Origin of the sequence: Candidatus Allofournierella excrementavium, assembly GCF_048526665.1 — a bacterium.
GTDB classification, from domain to species: domain Bacteria; phylum Bacillota; class Clostridia; order Oscillospirales; family Ruminococcaceae; genus Allofournierella_A; species Allofournierella_A excrementavium.
This window is the reverse complement of sequence record NZ_DBGFPE010000015.1, coordinates 1-21,668: the sequence shown is the minus strand read 5'-3', so window position 1 is coordinate 21,668 and position 21,668 is coordinate 1. Positions and strand designations below refer to the sequence as shown.

General features: G+C 63.7%; 26 protein-coding genes and 4 tRNA genes. 8 read left to right on the top strand and 22 right to left on the bottom strand.

Annotated elements, in window-relative coordinates; translation table 11 throughout:
• Positions 1-213: 213 nt before the first annotated feature.
• The 6 genes from ACMI1Q_RS04500 to ACMI1Q_RS04475 all read right to left on the bottom strand — a co-directional run bounded on the left by ACMI1Q_RS04500 (position 214) and on the right by ACMI1Q_RS04475 (position 5,796).
• A complete protein-coding gene (locus ACMI1Q_RS04500) occupies positions 214-1,485 on the bottom strand; it encodes a diaminopimelate decarboxylase (RefSeq protein WP_419502941.1) in 1,272 nt (423 codons plus the stop codon).
• Positions 1,486-1,637: 152 nt separating this feature from the next.
• Entirely contained in the window at positions 1,638-2,288 is a 651-nt protein-coding gene (gene phoU, locus ACMI1Q_RS04495; RefSeq protein ID WP_419502940.1) for a phosphate signaling complex protein PhoU, read from the bottom strand.
• Between the two features lie 13 nt (positions 2,289-2,301).
• On the bottom strand, positions 2,302-3,063 hold the full coding sequence (gene pstB, locus ACMI1Q_RS04490) for a phosphate ABC transporter ATP-binding protein PstB (protein WP_419502939.1): 762 nt from the start codon (positions 3,061-3,063) through the stop codon (positions 2,302-2,304).
• Positions 3,060-3,980: a phosphate ABC transporter permease PstA gene (pstA, locus tag ACMI1Q_RS04485; RefSeq protein WP_419067410.1), complete on the bottom strand. Its 921-nt coding sequence runs from the start codon at positions 3,978-3,980 to the stop codon at positions 3,060-3,062. The genes pstB and pstA overlap by 4 nt, the downstream gene beginning before the upstream one ends.
• Positions 3,977-4,843, bottom strand: coding sequence for a phosphate ABC transporter permease subunit PstC (gene pstC, locus ACMI1Q_RS04480; RefSeq protein WP_419067409.1), 867 nt, complete (start codon positions 4,841-4,843; stop codon positions 3,977-3,979). The genes pstA and pstC overlap by 4 nt, the downstream gene beginning before the upstream one ends.
• A 77-nt stretch (positions 4,844-4,920) precedes the next feature.
• Positions 4,921-5,796, bottom strand: a complete 876-nt coding sequence (locus ACMI1Q_RS04475) for a phosphate ABC transporter substrate-binding protein (protein WP_177522868.1) — start codon at positions 5,794-5,796, stop codon at positions 4,921-4,923.
• A gap of 219 nt (positions 5,797-6,015) precedes the next feature.
• Here ACMI1Q_RS04475 and ACMI1Q_RS04470 point away from each other — a divergent pair, with 219 nt between their 5' ends.
• From ACMI1Q_RS04470 to ACMI1Q_RS04460, 3 genes are all read left to right on the top strand, one after another.
• Positions 6,016-6,303 (top strand): hypothetical protein, encoded by a 288-nt coding sequence (locus ACMI1Q_RS04470; RefSeq protein ID WP_419502938.1) that lies wholly within the window; start codon positions 6,016-6,018, stop codon positions 6,301-6,303.
• A 112-nt stretch (positions 6,304-6,415) separates the two neighbouring features.
• On the top strand, positions 6,416-6,637 hold the full coding sequence (locus ACMI1Q_RS04465; RefSeq protein WP_330058645.1) for a YdbC family protein: 222 nt from the start codon (positions 6,416-6,418) through the stop codon (positions 6,635-6,637).
• The gene (locus tag ACMI1Q_RS04460; protein ID WP_419502937.1) at positions 6,637-7,215 is read left to right on the top strand and encodes a hydrolase; all 579 of its coding nucleotides are present in this window, start codon (positions 6,637-6,639) and stop codon (positions 7,213-7,215) included. Before ACMI1Q_RS04465 ends, ACMI1Q_RS04460 begins: the two co-directional genes overlap by 1 nt.
• Before the next feature lie 46 nt (positions 7,216-7,261).
• On the opposite strand, the gene ACMI1Q_RS04455 is transcribed toward ACMI1Q_RS04460, so the two are convergent.
• The 5 genes from ACMI1Q_RS04455 to ACMI1Q_RS04435 all read right to left on the bottom strand — a co-directional run bounded on the left by ACMI1Q_RS04455 (position 7,262) and on the right by ACMI1Q_RS04435 (position 9,587).
• Positions 7,262-8,437: an MFS transporter gene (locus ACMI1Q_RS04455; protein WP_419502936.1), complete on the bottom strand. Its 1,176-nt coding sequence runs from the start codon at positions 8,435-8,437 to the stop codon at positions 7,262-7,264.
• The gene (locus ACMI1Q_RS04450) at positions 8,427-9,002 is read right to left on the bottom strand and encodes a helix-turn-helix domain-containing protein (RefSeq protein ID WP_419502935.1); all 576 of its coding nucleotides are present in this window, start codon (positions 9,000-9,002) and stop codon (positions 8,427-8,429) included. The genes ACMI1Q_RS04455 and ACMI1Q_RS04450 overlap by 11 nt, the downstream gene beginning before the upstream one ends.
• Positions 9,003-9,300: 298 nt before the next feature.
• Positions 9,301-9,375: transfer RNA gene (locus ACMI1Q_RS04445), tRNA-Gln, on the bottom strand.
• A gap of 51 nt (positions 9,376-9,426) precedes the next feature.
• Positions 9,427-9,503: transfer RNA gene (locus ACMI1Q_RS04440), tRNA-His, on the bottom strand.
• Between the two features lie 7 nt (positions 9,504-9,510).
• Positions 9,511-9,587, bottom strand: a tRNA-Arg gene (locus ACMI1Q_RS04435).
• A 187-nt stretch (positions 9,588-9,774) separates the two neighbouring features.
• Between ACMI1Q_RS04435 and ACMI1Q_RS04430 the strand changes: the two genes are divergently transcribed.
• Positions 9,775-10,308 carry an inorganic diphosphatase gene (locus ACMI1Q_RS04430; protein ID WP_177522873.1) on the top strand — a complete coding sequence of 178 codons (534 nt, stop codon included), beginning with the start codon at positions 9,775-9,777 and terminating at the stop codon, positions 10,306-10,308.
• 45 nt (positions 10,309-10,353) lie between these two features.
• Here ACMI1Q_RS04430 and ACMI1Q_RS04425 read toward each other — a convergent pair whose 3' ends face one another.
• From ACMI1Q_RS04425 to ACMI1Q_RS04405, 5 genes are all read right to left on the bottom strand, one after another.
• A complete protein-coding gene (locus tag ACMI1Q_RS04425) occupies positions 10,354-11,718 on the bottom strand; it encodes an MATE family efflux transporter (RefSeq protein WP_419502934.1) in 1,365 nt (454 codons plus the stop codon).
• A gap of 37 nt (positions 11,719-11,755) precedes the next feature.
• A complete protein-coding gene (locus ACMI1Q_RS04420) occupies positions 11,756-12,415 on the bottom strand; it encodes a pentapeptide repeat-containing protein (RefSeq protein WP_419502933.1) in 660 nt (219 codons plus the stop codon).
• Positions 12,416-12,497: 82 nt separating this feature from the next.
• Positions 12,498-13,421, bottom strand: a complete 924-nt coding sequence (locus tag ACMI1Q_RS04415; RefSeq protein ID WP_330058837.1) for a nucleotidyltransferase family protein — start codon at positions 13,419-13,421, stop codon at positions 12,498-12,500.
• Positions 13,422-13,462: 41 nt separating this feature from the next.
• Entirely contained in the window at positions 13,463-14,482 is a 1,020-nt protein-coding gene (galE, locus tag ACMI1Q_RS04410; protein ID WP_419502932.1) for a UDP-glucose 4-epimerase GalE, read from the bottom strand.
• A gap of 80 nt (positions 14,483-14,562) precedes the next feature.
• A complete protein-coding gene (locus tag ACMI1Q_RS04405) occupies positions 14,563-15,513 on the bottom strand; it encodes an AEC family transporter (protein WP_419502931.1) in 951 nt (316 codons plus the stop codon).
• A gap of 214 nt (positions 15,514-15,727) precedes the next feature.
• Between ACMI1Q_RS04405 and ACMI1Q_RS04400 the strand changes: the two genes are divergently transcribed.
• Positions 15,728-16,108, top strand: a complete 381-nt coding sequence (locus tag ACMI1Q_RS04400; RefSeq protein ID WP_330055800.1) for a metal-dependent transcriptional regulator — start codon at positions 15,728-15,730, stop codon at positions 16,106-16,108.
• 105 nt (positions 16,109-16,213) lie between these two features.
• Positions 16,214-16,300: transfer RNA gene (locus tag ACMI1Q_RS04395), tRNA-Leu, on the top strand.
• 92 nt (positions 16,301-16,392) lie between these two features.
• Here ACMI1Q_RS04395 and ACMI1Q_RS04390 read toward each other — a convergent pair.
• From ACMI1Q_RS04390 to ACMI1Q_RS04375, 4 genes are all read right to left on the bottom strand, one after another.
• The gene (locus ACMI1Q_RS04390; RefSeq protein ID WP_419502930.1) at positions 16,393-17,190 is read right to left on the bottom strand and encodes an ABC transporter permease; all 798 of its coding nucleotides are present in this window, start codon (positions 17,188-17,190) and stop codon (positions 16,393-16,395) included.
• Positions 17,171-18,004, bottom strand: a complete 834-nt coding sequence (locus ACMI1Q_RS04385) for an ABC transporter ATP-binding protein (RefSeq protein ID WP_419502929.1) — start codon at positions 18,002-18,004, stop codon at positions 17,171-17,173. Before ACMI1Q_RS04385 ends, ACMI1Q_RS04390 begins: the two co-directional genes overlap by 20 nt.
• Positions 18,001-18,621, bottom strand: a complete 621-nt coding sequence (locus ACMI1Q_RS04380) for a TetR/AcrR family transcriptional regulator (RefSeq protein WP_419502928.1) — start codon at positions 18,619-18,621, stop codon at positions 18,001-18,003. Before ACMI1Q_RS04380 ends, ACMI1Q_RS04385 begins: the two co-directional genes overlap by 4 nt.
• A gap of 72 nt (positions 18,622-18,693) precedes the next feature.
• Positions 18,694-19,422, bottom strand: a complete 729-nt coding sequence (locus ACMI1Q_RS04375; RefSeq protein ID WP_419502927.1) for a TraX family protein — start codon at positions 19,420-19,422, stop codon at positions 18,694-18,696.
• Positions 19,423-19,524: 102 nt separating this feature from the next.
• On the opposite strand from ACMI1Q_RS04375, the gene ACMI1Q_RS04370 reads away from it, so the two are divergent.
• Together ACMI1Q_RS04370 and ACMI1Q_RS04365 are read left to right on the top strand one after the other, a co-directional pair.
• Positions 19,525-19,764 carry a permease of phosphate ABC transporter gene (locus ACMI1Q_RS04370; RefSeq protein WP_419502926.1) on the top strand — a complete coding sequence of 80 codons (240 nt, stop codon included), beginning with the start codon at positions 19,525-19,527 and terminating at the stop codon, positions 19,762-19,764.
• 109 nt (positions 19,765-19,873) lie between these two features.
• Positions 19,874-20,557 (top strand): TIGR00266 family protein, encoded by a 684-nt coding sequence (locus ACMI1Q_RS04365; protein ID WP_177522426.1) that lies wholly within the window; start codon positions 19,874-19,876, stop codon positions 20,555-20,557.
• Between the two features lie 46 nt (positions 20,558-20,603).
• Here the strand turns inward: ACMI1Q_RS04365 and ACMI1Q_RS04360 are convergent, their stop codons facing one another.
• Positions 20,604-20,990 carry a hypothetical protein gene (locus tag ACMI1Q_RS04360; RefSeq protein WP_419502925.1) on the bottom strand — a complete coding sequence of 129 codons (387 nt, stop codon included), beginning with the start codon at positions 20,988-20,990 and terminating at the stop codon, positions 20,604-20,606.
• A complete protein-coding gene (locus ACMI1Q_RS04355; protein WP_419502924.1) occupies positions 20,975-21,544 on the bottom strand; it encodes a UbiX family flavin prenyltransferase in 570 nt (189 codons plus the stop codon). The genes ACMI1Q_RS04360 and ACMI1Q_RS04355 overlap by 16 nt, the downstream gene beginning before the upstream one ends.
• Positions 21,545-21,668 lie beyond the last annotated feature (124 nt).

Below are 21,668 nucleotides of genomic sequence, written 5' to 3'. Positions count from 1 at the left end.
CGGCGGCGCGGCGGCGGCGCTCGCTTTCGCTCATATCACGGGGGGGATAGCTGGGCATGGGGCACACTCCTTTGGTTTTTCAGCCGCCGGAAAGCGGCGTTCTTCTTGAATGATTCAGTTATCTATTATACACCCGGGGCACGCGGCTGTAAATCGAAGAATTGCAAACAAAATGTAACAGGCCGCCGCCTCAGAGGGCGGCGGCCTGAGCGGTCAGCCTTTTTGCAGTTTATCCCAATAGGGGGTGAAATCGAAGGTGGCGAAGTAGTCCGCCGGGGTCTCGGCGCGGCGGATGAGCTGGTGGGAGCCGTCCTCCTTCAGCAGCACCTCGGCGCTGCGCAGCTTGCCGTTGTAGTTGTAGCCCATGGAGAAGCCGTGGGCGCCGGTGTCGTGGATGACGACGATGTCGCCGATCTCGATCTTGGGCAGGGGCCGGTCGACGGCGAACTTGTCGTTGTTCTCGCACAGGCCGCCGGTGACGTCATAGATGCGGTCGCAGGGCTCGTCCTCCTTGCCCAGCACGGTGATGTGGTGGTAGGCGCCGTACATGGCCGGGCGCATCAGGTTGGCGGCGCAGGCGTCCAGGCCCACGTAGTCTTTCTGGATGTGCTTTTCGTGGAGCACGGTGGCCACCAGATGGCCGTAGGGCGCCAGCATGAAGCGGCCCAGCTCGGTGAAGATGGCCACGTCGCCCATGCCCGCGGGCACCAGAATTTCCTCAAACTTCTTGCGCACGCCCTCGCCGATGGCCTCGATGTCGCTCTTGGGCTGGTAGGGGGCGTAGTCGACGCCCACGCCGCCGGACAGGTTCACGAAGGCGATCTTGGCGCCGGTGACCTCGTGCAGGCGCACCGCCAGCTCGAACAGGATGCCAGCCAGGGTGGGGTAATACTCGTTGTAGGTGGTGTTGCTGGCCAAAAAGGCGTGGATGCCGAACTGCTTTGCTCCCTTGGCCATCAGCTTTTTGAAGGCGCTGACCATCTGCACCTCGGTCATGCCGTACTTGGCCTCGCCGGGGTTGTCCATGATGTCGTTGCCCAGGCTGAACATGCCGCCGGGATTGTAGCGGCAGCAGACGGTCTCGGGCACGCCCGCCACCCGGTCCAGGAACTCCACGTGGGTGTAGTCGTCCAGGTTGATGTAGGCGCCCATCTCGGCGGCCTTTTTCATGTCCTGCACGGGGGTCACGTTGGAGGAGAACATCACGTCGTGGCCGGTGATGCCGCAGGCCTCGCTGAGGACCAGCTCGGTGTAGGAGGAGCAGTCCATGCCGCAGCCTTCCTCTTTCAAGATCTGCATCAGGTAGGGGTTCGGGGTGGCCTTGACGGCGAAATACTCCTTGAAGCCCTTGTTCCAACTGAAGGCTTTGTAAAGACGGCGGGCGTTCTCCCGGATGCCCTTCTCGTCGTAAATGTGGAACGGCGTGGGCACATCGGCAATGATCTGCTGGGCCTGTTCCAGTGTGATGAACGGTACTTTCTGCATGCTGCACTCTCCCCTCTTTGCGGCGCGCGGGCACTTTGCCCGGCCCGAAGTTTCATTATTATAGCACGATAAAGCGCCCTTGGCAACTGCAAACAAAAAGCGCCGCCCCGGCCCTTGGCGGGCCGGAGGCGGCAAAAGAGAAAAGAAAAGGCTCAGATGCGAAGTTCGCCTTTGACGATGTATTCGATCCACTCCGCCAGGTTGGTGGCATGGTCGCTCATGCGCTCCAGGTATTTGGCGATCATCAGATAGTCCACATACTGGGAGATGGCGCCGGGGTTGGCGGCCATCATCTGGCACAGCTCCTCGCACACTTCCTCGAAGTAGTCGTCCTGGGCGTCGTCCTGGGCGGCCACAAGGCGGGCCTTTTCCACGTCCAGGTCCACGTAGGCCTGCACGGTGTCCTGCACCATCTTCTGCATCAGGGCGAACATCTCAGAGAAATAGGGGATGTGGTCCACCTTGTCCTTGCCGGAAAGTTTGATGACATACTCGCTGATGTCGGCGCAGTGGTCAGCGATGCGTTCCAGATCGGCGATCATGCGCATGATGGAGGCGATGCGCCGCCAGTCGCCCGCCACGGGGCTCTGGGTGACCACCAGGGTCAGGCACTCCTGCTCGATGTCCCGCTCCATCTGGTCGAACTCATCGTCGCCTTCCATGACCGAGCGGGCCAGGTCGGCGTCCAGCTGCTCCAGGGCGCGTTGGGTGCGGCCGATGGCCTGCACGATGCCGCCGCCCATCTCCATCACGTGCACGCGCAGCTGGCCCAGGGCCTCGGTGTAATTGTTTCGGGTCTGCATAATTGCCTCCTTGTCAGCCGAACCGGCCGGTGATGTAATCCTCGGTGCGCTTGTCCTGGGGGTTCTGGAAGATCTGGATGGTGGGGCCGTACTCCACCAGTTCGCCCAACAGGAAGAAGGCGGTCTTGTCCGAGATACGGCTGGCCTGCTGCATGTTGTGGGTCACGATGACCACGGTGTAGTTCTTTTTCAGGTCGGCCATCAAGTCCTCGATGCGCAGGGTGCTGCCGGGGTCCAGGGCGCTGGTGGGTTCGTCCATCAGCAGCACGTCCGGCTCCACCGCCAGCGCCCGGGCGATGCAAAGGCGCTGCTGCTGGCCGCCGGAGAGGCCCATGGCGCTCTTTTTCAGGCGGTCCTTCACTTCGTCCCACAGCGCCGCGCCCCGCAGGCTCTTTTCCACCAGCTCGTCCAGCTCCGCGTGGGAGTGGTTGCCGTGAAGCCGGGGGCCGTAGGCCACGTTGTCGTAGATGCTCATGGGGAAGGGGTTGGGCTTCTGGAACACCATGCCCACCCGGCGGCGCAGTTCGTTCACGTCCACGTCCTTGGCGTAGATGTCCTGGCCGTTCAGCAGCACCTCGCCGGTGATGCGCACGCTGGGGATGAGGTCGTTCATCCGGTCCAGCGTTTTCAGGAAAGTGGACTTGCCGCAGCCCGAGGGCCCGATCAGGGCGGTGATCTCGTTCTTCTGGATGTCCATGTTGATGCCCTTCAGCGCCTCGGTCTCGCCGTAGTACAGGTGAAGGTCTTTCGATTGCAAAATGGGGGTCTCGCTCATTGTGCGCCCTCCTTCTTTTTCATTCGGTTGCGTACCAGCCGGGTGGCGGCGTTCAGCCCCAGCACCAGCACCATCAGGATGGCGGCGATGGCATAGCCCACGTCGAACTCGCCGCGCTCGCTCACATACATATACAGCGCCACGGACAAAGTGCCGCCGCTGCGGCTGAAGGCCGCGAACACATTTTTGGCAATGACGGTGCCCACGCCGGCGGTGAACAGCAGGGCGGCGCTTTCGCCCACGATGCGGCCCACGGCCAGGATGCAGCCGGTGATGATGCCCTCCAGCGAGGAAGGCAGCACGATGGTGCGGATCATATACCACTTGGTGGCCCCCAGGCCCAGCGCGCCCTCACGGTAGCTGGCGGGCACGGTCTTGAGGCTCTCCTGGGTGGTGCGGATGATGGTGGGCAAAATCATGATGACCAGGGTGCAGCCGCCGGAGAGCAGGCTGGTCTTGAAGCCCAGCATCTGGGCGAAGAACAGCATGCCCACCAAGCCGTAGAGGATGGAGGGGATGCCCGCCAGCGCCTCGGTGGCGAACTCCACCAGGCTGATGAGGCGGCGGCTGGTGGCGTACTCGGTGAGGTACACCGCCGCGCCCACGCCCAGCGGCAGGGCCAGCAGCAGGCTGAAGGCCACGATGTAGAGGGTGTTCAGGATGTTGGGCAGGATGCCGATGGTGTCCTTCAGCGCGCTGGGCGCGGTGGAGAGCAGCTGCCAGGTGATGTGGGGCACGCCCTTGACGAAGATGTAGCCGATGAGGCCGATGAGCAGCGCGCAGGTAAGCGCCGCCGCCGTATAGACGAGGCCCAGCAGCACAGCGCTTTTGGCCTTGCGCAGGCGGAGTTTCGAAGGGGCGGCAGCTTTTTCGGCGCGCGCGCCGGATGCGTTCAGTGTTGCCTGCATGGTGCTCATTCCTTCTCCCCCCGTTTCAGCATGCGGCCCAAGAGGCCGTTGACCAGCATGATAAAGATGAACAGCACCAAAGCGATGCTGAACAGCGCCTGCCTCTGCAGGCCGCTGGCGTAGCTCATCTCCTTGGCCACCGCGGTGGTCAGGAAGGTGACGCTCTTGAACAGGCCCGGCATGTTGGGCACGTTGCCGGCCACCATCATAACGGCCATGGCCTCGCCGATGGCGCGGCCCACGCCCAACACGACGCCCGCGCCGATGCCGCTTTTCGCGGCGGGCAGGCTGACCTTGAAGACGGTCTCCATCCAGGTGGCGCCGAGGGCGAGGCTGGCGTGCTCATACTCGGGCGGCACGGCGTTCAGCGCCGTCTCGCTCACCGACACGATGCCGGGCAAAATCATAATGGCCAGCACCAGCATGGCGGCCAGAAGGCAGGTGCCGTTGTCCAGATGGAACACCTGCATCATCAGCGGCACCAGCACCATCATGCCCACCAGGCCGTAGACCACGCTGGGGATGCCCGCCAGCAGGTCCACCGCCGGGCGCACGATGGACGCCACCCGGGGGCTGGCCACCTTGGAGAGGAACACTGCGGTGAGCACCCCCACCGGCACGCCGATGACGATGGCGCCCAAGGTGCCCCAGATGCTGGTGAGGATGAAGGGCAGGATGCCGAAGCTGGGCTCGGCCGCGGTGGATTTCCACACGGTGCCCAGCAGGAAGTCGCCCAGGCCGATCTCCTTGATGGCGGGCAGGCCGGCGGTGATGATGTAAAGGCTGATGAGGGCCACAAAGGCGATGGCCAACATGCCGCAGATGAAGAACACGGCGTGCATGACCGCCTCGGTGATGTGTTTGGTTTTCATGGGCGTTCTCCTTTCACAGCCCGGCAAAAGCCGCACGGCGCGCGCCGTGCGGCTCTTTTCGGGGGACCGTGGGTGTGTTACGCCAGGGGCACCGCGCCGGCGTCGATGATCAGCTGGTGAGCATCCTCGCTCAGGGCGAAGTCGATGAAGGCCTGGGCGGCGTCGCTCAGCTCAGCGCCCTCCTTGGTGACGAAGACGAAGGGACGCTGCACCTTGTAGCTGCCGTCCTGCACGGTGGCCTCGGTGGCCTCCACGCCGTCGACGGTCACAGCCTTGACCTTCTCATCCACAGCAGACAGGGAAGCGTAGCCGAAGGCGTTGGGGTTGGCGGCCACGGCGGCGATCACGGCGCCGGTGCTGGTCAGCTCCTGATCGTAGACGCAGACATCCTCCACGCCGACAATGCTCTCGAAGCCGTCGCGGGTGCCGCTGCCGGCCTCACGGCCGATCAGGACCACGGGGGCGTCGGGGCCGCCCACCTCGCTCCAGTTGGTGATGGTGCCGTCGGCCAGGCCCTTGATCTGCTCCAGGGACAGGTCGGTGACGGTGTTCTCGTTGTTCACGATGATGGCGATGCCATCCAGGGCGAAGGTGGTGCCCACCAGGCCGGTCTCGTCCTCTTTCAGGGCGCGGCTGGAAAGGCCGATGTCCAGGGTGCCCTCAGAGGCACCGGTGATGCCGGCGCCGCTGCCGGTGGGATCGTAAGTAACGTCAACGCCGGGGTTCGCGTTCATGAAGGACTCCTGCATGGCCAGGATGACCTTCTCCACGCTGGTGGAGCCGCCGGTGGTCACCGCGCCTTCCAGCTCAGCGGTCTGGGAGGCAGGGGTGCTGGTGGTGGTGTCAGAGCTGTCGGTGTTGGCGGCGGGGGCGCTGGAAGAAGGGGCGCTGCCACAGGCTGCCAGGCTCACGGCCATGCACAGAGCGGCCGCAAAAGCAACAAACTTTTTCATTTTCTTTTCTCTCCTTACGATTCATGTGTTGCTCGTTTTTTTGTTTCCCTCCTGTGGGGAACGGTTAAAGTATACCGCCCGGTTTCGAAAATCCGCTATCGCTTTCCGGTAAAAAGCGGGTAAAATCGCGGGAGCTTCTGTTTTGCAGATTTTACATTCGCTGTGATGCATATTCCGCCTTTTTTCGCGCAACTTATAGAAAGGAAGGAGATGATCCATTTGAGCACTCTCAAGGATTTCGTGCACCACGAACTGAACGCGATGCCCGGCCCGGCGCCAAAGGCCCCCGCCCCGCCTGCCGCGCCCAAACGCAGCCGGGCCCCGGCCGCCGCCTCCGGCGCGGCAGAGCCCGGCGCCAAAGCGGCCAAAGCCGTGGCCGAGGGCGCGCTGAAGGGCGCGCTTTACTACACCCAGGTGGAGGCCCATGCCTGCCGGGAAGGCTGGGTGGAGAGCGACGAGACGGTAAAAAGCAAGCTGTGCAGCAAGGAGGAATTCCCCCAGGGGTAAAAGGCAGCTTTTGCCAAATCGCACTTGCATTCTCGCTTTTGATACATTAGAATAGAGGCGAACGTCCGCCCGGAAGGCGGCACGGAAAACCATCAAAAGCGAGGAGCAGGTTATGGCAGAATTCAAATACGAGATCACCCAGCGCATCGCCGTGCTTTCCCAGAGCGCCAACGGCTGGGAGCGGCAGCTGAACATGGTGAGCTGGAACGACCGCGAGCCCAAGTACGACATCCGCGACTGGTCGCCCGACGGCAGCAAGATGGGCAAGGGCATCAGCCTGAGCCGCGACGAGATCGCCATCCTGAAGGGCATCCTGGAAGAGATGGATCTGTGATGGGATACCGGGAAGAATTTTGCGACATCTGGCGGCGGGAGGTCTCCCGCCCCGGCGCGGACAGGCTGCTGGAGTGGCTTTCCTCCACCGATTTTTTCAAAGCGCCCGCCTCCACCCGTTTTCACGGCGCCTGCGAGGAGGGGCTGGTGATGCACAGCCTGAACGTGTATCACGCCCTGATGGACCGCTTTTTTGAAGAGGGCGACAACCCCGAGAGCATGGCCATCTGCGGCCTTTTGCACGATCTGTGCAAGGCGAATTACTACAAGACCGGCAGCCGCAACGTGAAGAATGAGGCCACCGGCCAGTGGGAAAAGGTGCCCATCTTCATGGTGGAGGACCAGTTCCCCTATGGCCACGGCGAAAAGAGCGTTTACCTCATCGAGCGCTTCATCCGTTTAAAGCCCGCCGAGGCGGTGGCCATCCGCTGGCACATGGGCGGCTTTGACGACGCCGCCCGGGGCGGCTGCCGCGCCATCAGCGAGGCCTACGACGCCTATCCGCTGGCTGTCAAGCTGCATCTGGCGGACCTCACCGCCACCTATCTGATGGAAAAGGGCACCGGCGCGCATCGGTGAATCAAAAAAACTCCCTGCCCGGCTTTTCAGCCGGACAGGGAGTTTTTCATTTTGTCTTGCGGGCACGCAGCAGGTGCACCGCGAGCCAGGCCAGCATCCCCGCCGCCAGCGCGCCGCCTGCGGCCAGCCACACCTGGGGGATGGTGCCCACCGCCGCCCCCGCCGACAGCAGGGGCGAAGCGGCAAGCCCGCCCAGCTGCAGCGTCAGCGAGCCAGCCGAGAGCAGAGTGGCCCGCTGGCTGGGCGGGGCCGCCTCGTTCATCAGGGTGGAGGTGAGATAGTCGGTGCTGCCGTTGATGACATAGAAGAGGAAGTAAAAGGCCACGAACAGCACCGGCGTGCCCGCAGCGCTGAGAGCCATCAGCCCCGCACCCACCAAAGCACTGACCCCCAGCAGCCGGCCCAGGGTAGGGCGGCGCATCAGCCGCGGCGCCAGCACCGCTCCCGCAGCCGAGGCGTAAAACGCCCCCGCGCTGAGGGTGCCCAGCGCCCAGCCCGCGGCGGAACTGTTCAGCAGCTGCTCGAACCGGGGCTGATAGAACACCTCCACCGCGAAGAGAGCCGGCGCAAAGGCGGCGGGCCAGAGCACCAGCGCCCGCACCAGCCCCGGACTGCGCAGGGTAGCGGCCAGCTGGGCCGCCGGGTTCGGCTCTTCCTGCCCGCGCTCCACCGGGTGTTCCTCAAGGCCCGCGCCCAGCACCAGCAGCGCCAGCACCAACGCCCCTTTCAGGGCAAGAGCCGTCCACAGGCGGCCAGTGAGCGCGTACACGCCGCCTCCCGCAAGACAGCCCATCGCCAGCCCGATGCTGGTGAGGGCGCTGATGCGGGCGGTGCACTTCGGCAGCGCCCCGGCGCCGTTTTTAAGAAGGAATTCCTCCACCACCAGGGCGTCCAGGCTGCCGGAGGAAAAGGCCCGGGCAAGCCCCTGGAAGGCCATGGCCGCAAGCACCGCCGCCATTCCCTGCCCCAGGGCCAGCAGCCCCAGGCCGGGCAGCAGCAGCGCCTGAGAAACGAGGAAGCAGTTTTTGCGGCCCCAGCGGTCCGCCGCCATGCCGCTGGGCACTTCAAAGATCACCGCCACCGCCGAATAGAGGCCCACCGCCAGCGGCACCGCCGCAAGGCCGATGCCCTTGTCCAGCAAAAGCAGGGTGAGCAGCGGCGAGAGCATCCCGGTGGAAGCGCTGTTCAAAAAGAGCAGCGCGCCATGCTTTTTATCCAGCATCCACCGGCACCTCCGCGGCGTTGTAGGCCATCAGCACATACTCATAGGCTGCGGTGCCGGGGCGGGGCACTTCCCTCTCGCTCAAAAAGTCCATCACCCGGCGCTGCAGTTCAATGGCTTCCTCCCGGGTGAGATAGACCACGCCGCTGTGCATGTCGCCCAGGCCCATCACGTCCTCTTCGCCCAGGCCCTTCTCCCCTGCCAGCCGCTTCAGGCCCTGCACGCCGGCCAGCACCTGCTCCACCGTGCGCTGCAAAAACATCTCCTGGGCCGCGTCGTCCCCGCCGGGAGCCAGCAGCCCCAGCCGCACCGAAACGTTCAGCGCCTTGTAATAGCGGGCGGTGATGCCCCGTATCTGCTCGGTGTGGTCCAGAGCCACCACACCCAGCTCCACCAGCTTTTTGATGTGGAAGGTTACCGACGAGGCGGAAATGCCCATCTTGTCCGCCAGTTCCTTGGGCGTCATGGGCCGGCCCGCCAGCTGCAAAAGGCGCAGAATATCCTGCCGGGCGGGGTTCATAAAAGCGTTCTGCTTTTCGCGGGTGTCCAAATTGACGACTTCCATGCTCTTCCCTCCATCACGTTACATGTTGTGTAACGATTATATCATTACACGATGCGTAACGTCAAGAGGGATCTTGCGCTGCCCGCAAAAAAACGCTGGCGGGCCCCTGACGGAGCCCGCCGGTTTTTGCACAAGGCGGTCAAAATCGATATTTCCCCCTGCCATGGCCCAGGCGGGGCTCCACCGAAAGTTTGCGCAAGCAAAGTTTCGCGGGGAAAAGGCGCCGCGGCGCAGGTGAGCACGACGGCGGCTTTTTTGCAAAAAAGCCGCCGCAAGCGATGCACAGCTTGCGGCGGCGTGGTTGGGTTGGCGGGATTCGAACCCACGCATGCGGGAGTCAAAGTCCCGTGCCTTACCGCTTGGCGACAACCCAGCTTATTTATAGAAAAAAGCGAACTCTTTCGAGTTCGCTTTCCCTGTAATGTGGGGTGGCTAGTGGGACTCGAACCCACGGCCTCCAGAGCCACAATCTGGCGCGCTAGCCAACTGCGCCATAGCCACCACATATTGGTGCGCCCGGAGGGACTCGAACCCCCGGCCCACTGCTTAGAAGGCAGTTGCTCTATCCACCTGAGCTACGGGCGCCTGAAAGTTCAGGTCTCAGCGAAGCGCTGCTTGAATATCATACTATGCAAAAGAGCAAAAGTCAAGGCTTTGTAAAAAGTTTTTCTTTTCTGCCTATGGTCTTGCCGCAAAGAATATGCTATACTGATAGCAAACGAGGGGCTGCGGCGCACTTTGCCGCCCGGCCTGGAAAGGAAGTTTTGTACTAATGTCGAACATCTGGCATGATATGAACCCCGCCCGCATCACCGCCGAAGACTTTGTCGCCGTGATCGAGATCGAGAAGGGCTCGAAGAAGAAATACGAGCTGGACAAGGAGACCGGTCTCATCATTCTGGACCGCATCCTCTACACCTCCACCCACTACCCCGCCAACTACGGTCTCATCCCCCGCACCCTGTCGGATGACGGCGACCCGCTGGACGTGCTGGTGCTGTGCAGCGAGGTCATCCAGCCCATGAGCCTGGTGCGCTGCTACCCCATCGGCGTGTTCACCATGCTGGACGGCGGCAAGCTGGACGAAAAGATCATCGCCATCCCCTTCAGCGACCCCACCTACAACTCCTACCATGACATCAGCGAGCTGCCCAGCCATCTGTTCAGCGAGATGCGCCACTTCTTCCAGGTGTACAAGAACCTGGAGGGCAAAGAGACGGTGGTCAACGAGGAGCAGGGCCGCGAAGCCGCGATGGAGATCATCGACAAATGCCGCGAGGCCTACATCGAGCACTACTGCAAATGATTTTTCGCGCACAGAAGCCCCGGGCCGCATGGCCCGGGGCTTCTTTCATTGGACGCAGATCTGCTGTTTTCTGGTCAGCCGCGCAAGGAACACCAGGAAGACGCCGGTGAGGATGACGCCCTTGAAGATGCTGGAGATGGAGATGCTCCACCACACGCCGGAAAGGCCCAGGGCCGTGGCGCTGAGGGCGATGGCCGCGGGGATGCGCAGGCCGGTGAACACGATGCTCACCGCGCTGGAGGGCAGAGTGTTGCCAAAGCCCGCGTAGGCGCCGCCTACCAATATCTCCCAGCACATGAACAGTTCGGAATAGCCCAGGATGACCAGGTAGTCCACGCCCATGGGCAGTACGTCCGCCTCCGGGATGAAGAAGCGGAAGATGGGCGCGGCGCAGAAAATGAGCAGCGCGCTGCACAGGATGCCCCAGACGGTCATGAGCAGGAACGCCGCGCCGAAACCCCGACGCGCCCGGCGCAGGTTGCCCGCGCCGCAGTTCTGGGCGATGAAGCTGTTCACCGCAGCGGCAAAGCCGTCGGCGGTCATCCAGCTGATGGACTCGATCTGGCTGCCCACCTTCTGCACCGCCACCGCCGCATCGCCCCAGCCGGCCACCAGCCGGGCGATGACCATGCCGATGAGCGGGAAGATGATGTTCATCGCGGTGGCCGGGCCGCTGACCTTGGAGATGGCCGCCAGCTCGCTGCGGGCGGCGGGCCGTTTCAGATGAACGTGGGCGAACAGGGTCTGGTCCTGCACGGCGTAGCGGGCCAGCAGGGCGAACACGATGCCCTGGGCGGCGACGGTGGCCACCGCCGCGCCCGCTACGTCCCACTTGGGGAAGGGCCCCACGCCGAAGATGAGCACCGGGTCCAGCACGATGTTGGCCCCCAGGCCCACCGCCATGGCGAAGAAGGGGGTGCGGCTGTTGCCGGTGGCGTTGATGAGGGCCACCAGCACCTGATTGATGAAGGAGAAGAACATGCCGAAGCCCACGATGATGAGGTAGGCCCGGGCCTGGGCCTCCACCTCGGCGCTGTTCAGCCGGAAGAAGCCGATCAGCGGCCCCGCCCCCACGAGCATCGCTGCCGTGTAGACCAGCGACATCACGCCGCCCATCTGCAGCGCAGCCGCGGCATAGCGCCCGGCTGCCTCGATGTCGCCCGCGCCGATGCTCTGGGCCACCTTGACCTGGCCGCCCATGCGGGGCAGCACCGCCATGCCGTTGGACAGCCACATGAACATGCCCGCCGCGCCCACGGCGGCCACGGCGCCCGCGCCCACCCGGCCGATCCAGATCATGTCGATCAGGTTATAGGCCATCTGCACCAGCTGGCTGCCCATGATGGGCAGTGCCAGCAAAGTCAGAGAGCGCAGGATGTTCCCTTTCAAAAGATCCACTTGTCTTGCCATGATTCCCCTCTTGTCTCCTCGGTAAAAAAATCGCGTTTCAGCGCACGGTCACTCCCAGCAGGCGGGCAAGCTCCGCCGCCTGCCGCACGTTGACCGTGGCGCCTTTGAGTTCCGCGGCGGCGTCGCTCACCACCACGCCCTCCAGCTCGCTGTCGGTGAAATCCAGCCCCGCCAGCGGCGTTTTGAAAAAGCTGGTGCGGAAAAATTTGCTGCGCGCCAGCGAAAGGCCTTTGTGCCGCCATTCGCTGAGGCTGGCGGCGGAAAAGTCGCACTCCTCCAGGCGCACGTTCTCCACGCTGGCGCCGGTGAAGTTCGCTTCGGTGAAGTTGCACCCCTCCAGCCGCACATGGGCGAGCCGGCAGTCCGGCAAGGAGGCGGCCAGCGCCTTGACCCCCTGCAGCTGACAGCGCAGGAAATAAGCTTCGCCGGCCCGCACCGCCGAAAACTCGCAGTTTTTCAGCCGGCAGTCCACAAAGCTGGCCGCCCGCAGGTCGGCCCCGGTGAAACGGCAGCCCTCGAACAGGCACTGCTCAAAGCGAATCTCCCGCAGCGTTTCGCCGCAGAGGTCCAGCCCGCAGAAGTGCCAGCGGGTCAGCGGCTCCTGCCGCGCGGCGGCCATGGCGACGAGTTCTTCGCCCCGCTCCGCCGTTTCCAGCCGTTCGGGCAGCGACGGCGGCAGGATGGGCTTTTCTTTCATATCGCGTCCTCCCTTTTACACAGGCAAAGGGAACGGCCGGCAAAGCCGGCCGTTCCCTGCATGGTCTGCCTTTGGGAAACGATCACTTCCACAGCGGGGTGGGATACAGCCCGTCGGCCACTTTCTGGGCCAGGGCAGCCACAACGCCGGGCTTGTCCTCCTTGTAGGTCACGCCGTACCACTTGTCGGCGCTGTGCAGCACGGTCACCTTCGCGGTGCCCTCGGTGAGCATCTGGCCCACGACGGTGGGCAGCAGGAACTCGGTCTTCAGGGGGTTGGGGGTGCTGGCCAGCTCCTGCATGAAGGGCACAAAGCGGGTCTTCAGCTCGCCCACGAAGCTGGGGTCAAAGCCCCACAGGTTCATGGAAACAGGGGTGTCCGCGGGCACGTCGGTCCAGGTGGCGCCGTCGTCTTCGGTGAAGTGGATGCCGCCCTCGTAGGTGCCGATCTTGGTGCGCTCCACCACGTTGACCAGGTGGCCGTCCTCATCCACCTGGCACAGGCCGCGGGCCACAGTGCCGTGCTCGGTGACGGTGCTGTCCAGCCGGTAGGCCACCATGCCGTACTTGCCCACGCCGCAGCCGTCGCTGGCCAGGTAGTCGTAGATGGTCTTGAAGGCGGAGGGGCCGTAGTAGTCGTCGGCGTTGATCACGGCGAAGGGAGCGTCCAGCACGTCCCGGGCCGCCAGGATGGCATGGCCGGTGCCCAGGGGCTTCTCGCGGCCTTCGGGCAGGGTGCATCCTTCGGGCAGGTCGTCCAGCTGCTGGTAGGCATAGCGCACTTCCATGAACTTCTCGGCGCGCTGGCCCACGGTCTCCTTGAAGGCCGCTTCGATCTCGTGCTTGATGATGAACACCACGGTCTCAAAGCCGGCGCGCTTGGCGTCGTAGAGCGAGTAGTCCATGATGACCTCACCGCTGGGGCCCACCGGGTCGATCTGCTTGAGGCCGCCGTAACGGCTGCCCATACCGGCAGCCAGCACCACTAAGATAGGTTTCTTCTGCATGTTCGTTATCTCCCTTCGTTGTTTGGCGTGTTGTGTATCGCTCAGCCCTTATAGCCGTTGGGGTTCATGCTCTGCCACTTCCAGCTGTCCGCGCACATCTCCTCGATGCCGTACTGCGCCTCCCAGCCCAGCTCGTTCTTGGCCTTGGCGGGGTCGGCGTAGACAGTGGCGATGTCGCCGGGGCGGCGGGGGTCGATGACGTAAGGCAGGGTCTTGCCGCAAGCCTTCTCATAGGCCTTGATGACGTCCAGCACGCTGTAGCCCTTGCCGGTGCCCAGGTTGCAGATGAACAGACCGGGCTTCTGCTCCAGCTTCTTGATGGCGGCCACGTGGCCCTTGGCCAGGTCCACCACATGGATGTAGTCGCGCACGCCGGTGCCGTCCGGGGTGGGATAGTCGTTGCCGAACACATGCACCTTTTCCAGCGCGCCCACGGCCACCTTGGCGATGTAGGGCACCAGGTTGTTGGGGATGCCGTTGGGGTCCTCGCCGATCAGGCCGCTCTTGTGGGCGCCGATGGGGTTGAAGTAGCGCAGCAGCGCCACGTTCATCTCGGGGTAGGCCTTGCAGCAGTCGGTGAGCATCATCTCGTTCATCAGCTTGCTGGTGCCGTAGGGGTTGGTGGTGCCGCCCACGCGGCAGTTCTCATCGATGGGCACCTTCTCCGGGTCGCCGTAGACGGTGGCGGAGGAGGAGAACACCAGATTGTTCACGCCGTGGCGGCGCATGGCGGCCAGCACGGTGAGGGTGGTGGTGAGGTTGTTGGTGTAGTACTCGATGGGCTTGCCCACGCTCTCGCCCACCGCCTTGTAAGCGGCGAACTGGATCACCGAGTCAATGTCCGGGTTCTGCGCGAACAGCTGCTCCACCTTTTCCGCGTCGGTGAGGTCGACCTCCACAAAGCGGAAATCCTTGCCGGAGATCTCCTTCACCCGGCGCACCGCCTCCGGGCAGGAGTTGTAGTAGTTGTCGGCCACGACGATGTCATAGCCGGCCGCCAGAAGTTCCACGCAGGTATGACTGCCAATGTAACCTGCGCCGCCGCACACTAAAATACTCATGCTGTTGCTCCTTTCCCTTCCGGGCATTTTATACTTTAACTATACCCCACGCCGGGGTGAAAAGCAAGAGAAACAGGGCCTCAGAGGACCCCCAGGCTGCGCCACAAAAAGATCCAGAAAGTCAGGCTCACGCTGGAGGCCAGCGTTGTGAGCATGACGGTGGTGCCGGCCAGGGCCGCGTCGCCGCCGAGGCTGCGGGTCATCACGTAGCTGGTGGGGGTGCAGGGCGAGCCCAGCATCACGATGAGGCCCATGAACATCTGCTCCCGGAAGCCCAGGGCCGCGCCCAGCGGCAGGAACACCGCGGGCAGCACCACCAGCTTCACCGCCGAGGCAATGAGCGCCAGCCGGGAGGTGCCCAGCGCCGCCTTGAAATCGAAGGTCACGCCGATGGCCACCAGCGCCAGCGGCGTGGTCAGGCCGGCCAGATTTTCCAGCGTGCGGTCCAGCACGGTGGGCACCGGCAGACGGATGAGCGCCGCCGCAAAGCCCGCCAGGATGCCCAGGATGATGGGGTTGGTGGCCACGCCTTTGGCCGCGCCCGCAAGGCGCGCTTTCAGCGGCTGGCCGCCCGCGTCCTCCCCTTCCAGGGTGAGCACCGCCACCGCGAACAGGTTGAACAGCGGCACGCTGCCCAGGATCATCAGCCCGGCCATGCCGGCGGAGCCGTAGATGTTCTGGATGAAGGCAAGGCCCAGGATGGCGGCGCTGGAGCGGCAGCAGGCCTGCACGAAGGCGCCCACGCTGCCCTTTGGCCGCACGAAGCGGTGAGCCAGCGCCCAGATGACCAGGATGCCCGCCAGGGTGGCCCCCGCGCAGAAGGCCAGATACGTGCCGTCGAAGCTGTGGTAAATATCCACCGCGCGGATCTGCTCGAAGAGCATCAGCGGCAGAGTGACCTTGAAGACGAACTTGTCGGCCACATCGGCAAAGTGCCGGTCCAGCAGGCCCAGCCGCCGCAGCCCCAGGCCCGCCGCCATGGTGAGGAAGATGGGCAGGGACGCGTTCACGCTGTAAACGAAGGATTCCAAGCCGCCTGCCCCCTTTGCCGACCCCTATTGTATCACCCGCGCACCGGGAAAGAAAGACCCCGTCTCCGAAAATGCAAAAGAAAGGGCGCTGACTGCAAACCGGCCCTTTTTTCCCCTCTTTTTGCGGCGCGGCAGGGCCGTTCTTGCCAAAGGGCGGCAAATATGGTAGGGTATATTACAAAAGAGCGGCCGCGCCGAAACGGAGGGAGAACAGATGCAGGTCCATGAATCCTCGGAGGATTATCTCGAGGCCATCCTGATGCTGAAAGAGCGCAAGGGCTACGTGCGCTCGGTGGACGTGGCCAACGAACTTGCCTTCACCAAAGCCAGCGTGAGCGTGGCGATGAAAAAGCTGCGGGAGAACGGCTACGTGCAGGTGGACGCCGACGGCGGGCTGGTGCTGACCGAGGCGGGGCTGGCCATTGCCCGGCGGGTGTATGACCGGCACCGGCTGCTCACCGAGTTCTTCGTGCGGCTGGGGGTGGACCCGGAAGTGGCCGCCCGGGACGCCTGCCGCGTGGAGCACGACCTGAGCGAGCAGACTTTTTCGAAGCTTGTGGAACACGCGCAAAAAAAGTTTGAAAAAGATGGTTGACAACCGCCGAACTCTGTGCTAGAATAGCTATCGTTCCGCACAGCGGACCCCACGGTCCAACGTGAGAACAGCGTATTCGCGGTCTCGCGCCGCGTTTACATAGATGCGGATGTGGCGGAATTGGCAGACGCGCTAGATTCAGGTTCTAGTGGGGGCAACTCCATATGGGTTCAAGTCCCTTCATCCGCACCAGGCTCCCGAACGCTTCGGCGTTCGGGAGTTTTTTTGTGCAAAGCAAGGAGGGGCCCCGGCCAGCATTGGCCGGGGCCCCTTTCCCTTTTGATTCAGATGTGCAGGTCCTTTTTGCAGAACACGGCCACGCCCGCGGCATAGAGCGCCGCCGCGCCGGCCAGCAGCAGTCCGGCAAAGAGAACGGCCTGCTCCTCCCCCGCCGCAAGGCCCTTGGGGTCATAGAGGGTGAAGAAGGTGAACCAGCGGGCTTTTTCGGCCGCGTCGCCCGCGTTGGCCAGCATCTGGAGCAGGAACATCAGCGCGGGCACGCCCGCGCCGAAGGCAAGGCTGTACTTCGTGTCGGAGAAAGCGCAGGAGGACAAAAAGCACACCCCGCCGATGAAGAGGTGCAGGCAGAGCAGGCCCGCGTTCACCGCCAGCAGTTCCCCTGCCGCCAGTTCACCGGGGAAAGAGCTTTGGCACACCGCCAGTTCCAGCCCCGTGACATAGCCCACCAGCAGCACCGTGCCGGAGATGAGCACCGCCGCCTGGGTGAGGGCCACAGCGCTGCGGCGCACCGGCGCGGCCAGCAGGCAGGCCATGGAGCCCCGGTCCACATATTTTGCCACCAGACCGTTGGCCCGCAGGATACAGAACACCATGGGGAACACCAGCAGGATGAAGCCGTAAAGGTAGGAGATCATAAAGCCCAGCAGGTCCGCCGCGCCGGCGGTCATGCCCACGGCGGCCATCAGTTCCGGCATCGCCTGGGCGTAGCTGTCCAGCAGTTTGAGCATGTCCGGCTCGTACATGGAGATGATGATGGCCACATACATGGTCAGCACCGCCCCGAAGATGACCAGCAGCTTCCAGCTGCCCTTCATCTCCCGCTTATACAGTGTGAGTCCCATGGTTCTCCCCTCCCCCGTAATACTCCAGAAAGATGTTCTCCAGGCTCTTCTGGGCGCGCACCGTCACCTGAAGGCCGTTCTGCTCGCCGGCAAAGTCCCGGGCGAAGGCGGCGGCCTGCTCCGGGCTTTCCAGCGTGACGGTGTAGCTGCGCAGGTACCGCCCCCGCAGCGTCTCCACCGGGTCGTCGGCCACCAGCCGCCCGGCGCGGATGATGCCCACCCGGTCGCAGGTGCGCTCCACCTCTTCAAAGATGTGGCTGGAGAGCAGGATGGTCTTGCCCCGGGCCTTTTCGGCGTCCAGCAGCTGGATGAAGCGGTTCTGCATCAGCGGGTCGAGGCCGGAGGTGGGCTCGTCCAGCAGCAGGATGCGCGGGTCGTGCATGAAGGCGGCCACGATGCCCAGCTTCTGCTTCATGCCCTTGCTCATCTTTTTGATCTTGCCTTTGGGGGCAAGCTCGAACATTTCCAGCAGCTCCGCCTTGCGGCCCGCGCCCGCCCGGCCCCGGTATTTTTCCAGAAAGCGCAGGAATTCCTCGCCGGTCATGTCGTCGAAAAAGGCGATCTCGCCGGGGATGTAGCCCAGCTCCCGCTGGATGCGCGCCCGGTCGCGCCAGCAGTCCATGCCGTTGATGCGGCAGCTGCCCGCCTGGGGATGAATGAACCCCATCAGGTGGCGGATGGTTGTGGTTTTGCCCGCCCCGTTGGGCCCCAGAAAACCGAACACTTCCCCTTCCCCCACCCGGAAGGTCAGGTCAAACACCCCTTTGCCGCCGCCGTAGTCCCGTGTGAGGCGGTCCACTTCCAGCATGCTCATCGTTTCTCCTCCTTATAAGACCATTCGCGGAACATCTGCATCCAGCGCTCCACCTCGGCCATCATCTCTTCCATATCCAGCGGCTTGCCCTCCATCCGGCGCACGTGGATGTAGCCGTCGGTCATCCAGGCGATCATGTTCAGGATGTGGGCCGGGTCCGCCCCGGGCCGGAAGCGGCTGGTGTCCACCCCGGCGAACCAGGTGGAGTAAAGCCCGCCCAGCTCGCCGCCTATTTTCTGACGCAGCGCGTCGGAGATCTCCTCCCCGCTGGAATAATAGGCCCGGACGCAGAAGTCCAGCAGAAAGGGACTTTGGTCCATCAGGCGCATCTTTTCCCGGGAGGCGCCGGCCAGCCGGTCGAAAAAGTCGTCGCTCTGCGCGGGACAGGCGTCCCGGATGAACTCGCTCACCAGCCGCTGGGCATAGGCGAAGGTCTCCAGATACAGGGCGCGCTTGTTGTGGAAATAATAGAACAAAAGCCCCTTGGATACCCCCGCCTTGGCGGCAATGAGGTCGGTGGAGGCGCGTTTGTACTCCCAGCGGGAGAACACCTCCATGGCCGCGTTGAAGACCGCCCGCTGTTTTTCCTCTTCCAGCGCGTAAAAGGCCTCGTTCATCTGACCGCCTCCCTTTGACCGATTTGCTTTGACTCACAGTATAGAGGATTAACTCAGATCTTCAAGGGGGGGTCAGTTTGCAAAAGCCGCGGCCGCCGCCAGCACCAGAAGGTGGGCGGGATAAAAGCCGTAGAAAAGCCAGCGCACCGCCCGCCCGTGGGGGCCCTGCCGGCCCCGGTAGAGCCAGATGAAGGGCAGAGCCAGCACCGCGAAGGCCTGGATGGGCAGGGCGAGGCCTCCCGGCAAAACAGTCTGCCCCGCCAGCAGCCAGCCGTTCAAAAACAGCAGGCACAAAAGCTGGCCCAGCCGCTGCCGCCAGCCATCGCCCCGGAAAAAGTAAAACACCAGCACTGTCCAGACGCCGGGGCCGAAGTAATCCACCATGAACGCCGTGCCCGCCAGAAAGCCGCCCAGCACAGCCCCCGCGCTCAGCACGAACCGGGCGGCGGGCCGGGGGTCGGCCTTGGCCCATTCCAGCAGCTGCATGCAGCCCAGGGCGATGAGGAAGGTCCAGAGCACGTTCTGGCGCAAAGGATAAACGGGACGGCCCGCCGCCAGCAGGTCGAAGGGCACTTCGGAGACGAGGGCAACGACCAGCAGCCGCCGGGCATAGCGGGCGCGGCTGCGGGTGCGGATGAAGCCCTCCGCCACGAGAAAGGCAAAGATGGGAAAGGCCAGCCGCCCAACACAGGTCATCCAAAGCCGGTCCGGCATGAGGGCAAGGCAGATGTGGTCGCACAGCATCAGCCCCATGGCCAGCAGGTGCAGGTCAAAAGAAGTGAGCTCCGGCTTGTTTTTCATGCGCTTGCCTCCCCTTTTTTCTTTTTGCGCTTGCCGCACGGGGCGGCGGGCGTTATGATAAGAGTATAACACACGCCTTTGAGGGGCAAAAGGGAGGCCGCCATGAAAAAGCTGCTGGACTGGGCCAACGGCTGCATCCGCCGCTGGGATTGGAAGGACGTTGCGCTGCTGAAATTCTGCATGCTGGCGCTGGGAGTGCTGGTGGGCCTTGCCATGCCACACCGGGGCCGCCGCCTGGCAAAGCAGATCTGCGCCGAGGTGTTTTTGATGGCCTGGGCCACTTTGATGGTGGATTGTTTTCGCATGACGCTGCCGAAGAGCAGCGCCGATTCGGCAGAATGACCAACAAACCGACACAATGCTTGTGCGCCCGGCCCTCTTGACGAGGACCGGGCGCGGCCTTTATATTGGTAGTGGCACTACCTCAGTAAGATATAAGGAGGAATGACGGATGCAATACCAGATCGCGGGCGAGCCGCTGCCGGTGGTGACCTGCCAGCTGGCCGCGGGCGAAACGATGATCACCGAGCGGGGCAGCATGAGCTGGATGACCCCCAACATGAGGATGGAGACCACCACGAACGGAGGGCTGGGCAAAGCCTTCGGCCGCCTGCTGGCCGGCGAAGCGCTGTTCCAGAACCGCTACACCGCCCAGGGCGGGCCGGGCCTCATCGCCTTCGCCTCCAGCTTCCCGGGCAGCATCCGCGCCTTTGAGATCGGCCCCGGCAAGGAGCTGGTGGTGCAGAAGAGCGGATTTTTGGCAGCCGAGGCGGGCGTGGAGCTCTCGGTCTTTTTCCAGAAAAAGCTGGGCTCCGGCTTCTTCGGCGGCGAAGGCTTCATCATGCAGAAGCTCTCCGGCCAGGGCATCGCCTTTGCCGAGTTTGACGGTCATGTGGTGGAATACGAGCTGGCCGCCGGCCAGTCGCTGGTGGTGGACACCGGCTACATCGCCGCCATGGACGCCACCTGCTCCATGGACATCGTCACCGTGCCCGGCGTGAAAAACGCCTTCTTCGGCGGTGAGGGCCTGTTCAACACGGTGGTGTCCGGCCCGGGCCACATCTGGCTGCAGACCATGCCCATCAGCAGTGTGGCTGCCGTGCTGCGGCCCTTCTTCCCCTCCGGCAGCAACTGAATCAGCAAAAAGGACCATCCCCCGCGGGGGACGGTCCTTTTTTGTTTTAACGGATGGCTTCGGCCAGTTCTTCGGCCAAAGTGCGGGCGGCTGCGCCTACTTCCCCGATCTGTTCCGGGGTGATGCCGTCCTGATGGAAACCGCCGGTGCAGACGGTGACGCGCCCGGTGCGGCTGGCCACCGTCTCCGCCAGCAGGCGGCAGACAGCCTCGTCCTTGTGGCCGCAGACGTTCAGCACCGAGGCGGTGGCGCTGGCAGAGCCGTCTCCCGTAAGAGAAGGCCGGGGCTCGGCCAGCACGGTGCAGCCGATGTGGGGCGACTGGCCGCCGTACAGAAGGATGTGACAGCTGCCATCCAGCAAAACGGCCTCGGCGCGCAGCTCCCCGAAGGAAAGGCGGGCCGTCCGCTCAAGTTTTTTCACAGTCCCTGCCATCTGCGGTACTCCTTTGCCTCCACGCCGAAGGGCTCCACCAGCTTTGCGGCGATGTGATAGACCATTTCGTCGATGGTCCCGGGCTTGTGGTAGAAGGTGAGCATGGGCGGGATGATGCGCACCGTGGGCAGCATGGCCAGTTCGTGCAGGTTGCGCAGGTGGATGGCGCTCATGGGCGTTTCCCGGGCGGCCAGCACCAGGGGGCGGTGCTCCTTGATGGTCACGTCCGCGGCACGCAGCAGCAGGTTGTCGGCATAGCCGGCGCAGATGCCCGCCGCCGTTTTCATGCTGCAGGGCACCACCAGCATGCCCGCCGCCGGCCAGGAGCCGCTGGCGGGGGGCGCGCCCACTTCGCCGGGGCCGTAGACCGCGTCCACCAGGGGAGCCAGGTCCTCCGGGGTGCTGCCGGTCTCCTGGCGCAGGGTGAGAACGGCGCTGTCGCTCATGATGAGCACGGAGGATTGCCCGGCTGCGCGGATGAGCTTGAGGCATTGGATGAGCAGCGGCATGCCGCTGGCGCCGGAGGCGCCCACCACGATGGTATCCCTGTTCATGCGCTCACTCCTATTACAATAAATTTGGACAGGAAAGCCGGGCAGCCAGTCCGGCTTTTCCTCCATCTCGTGCCTAAGCTACAATGAGAGGAGCAACTGGCTGACCACTCACTCCTTGGGCTTC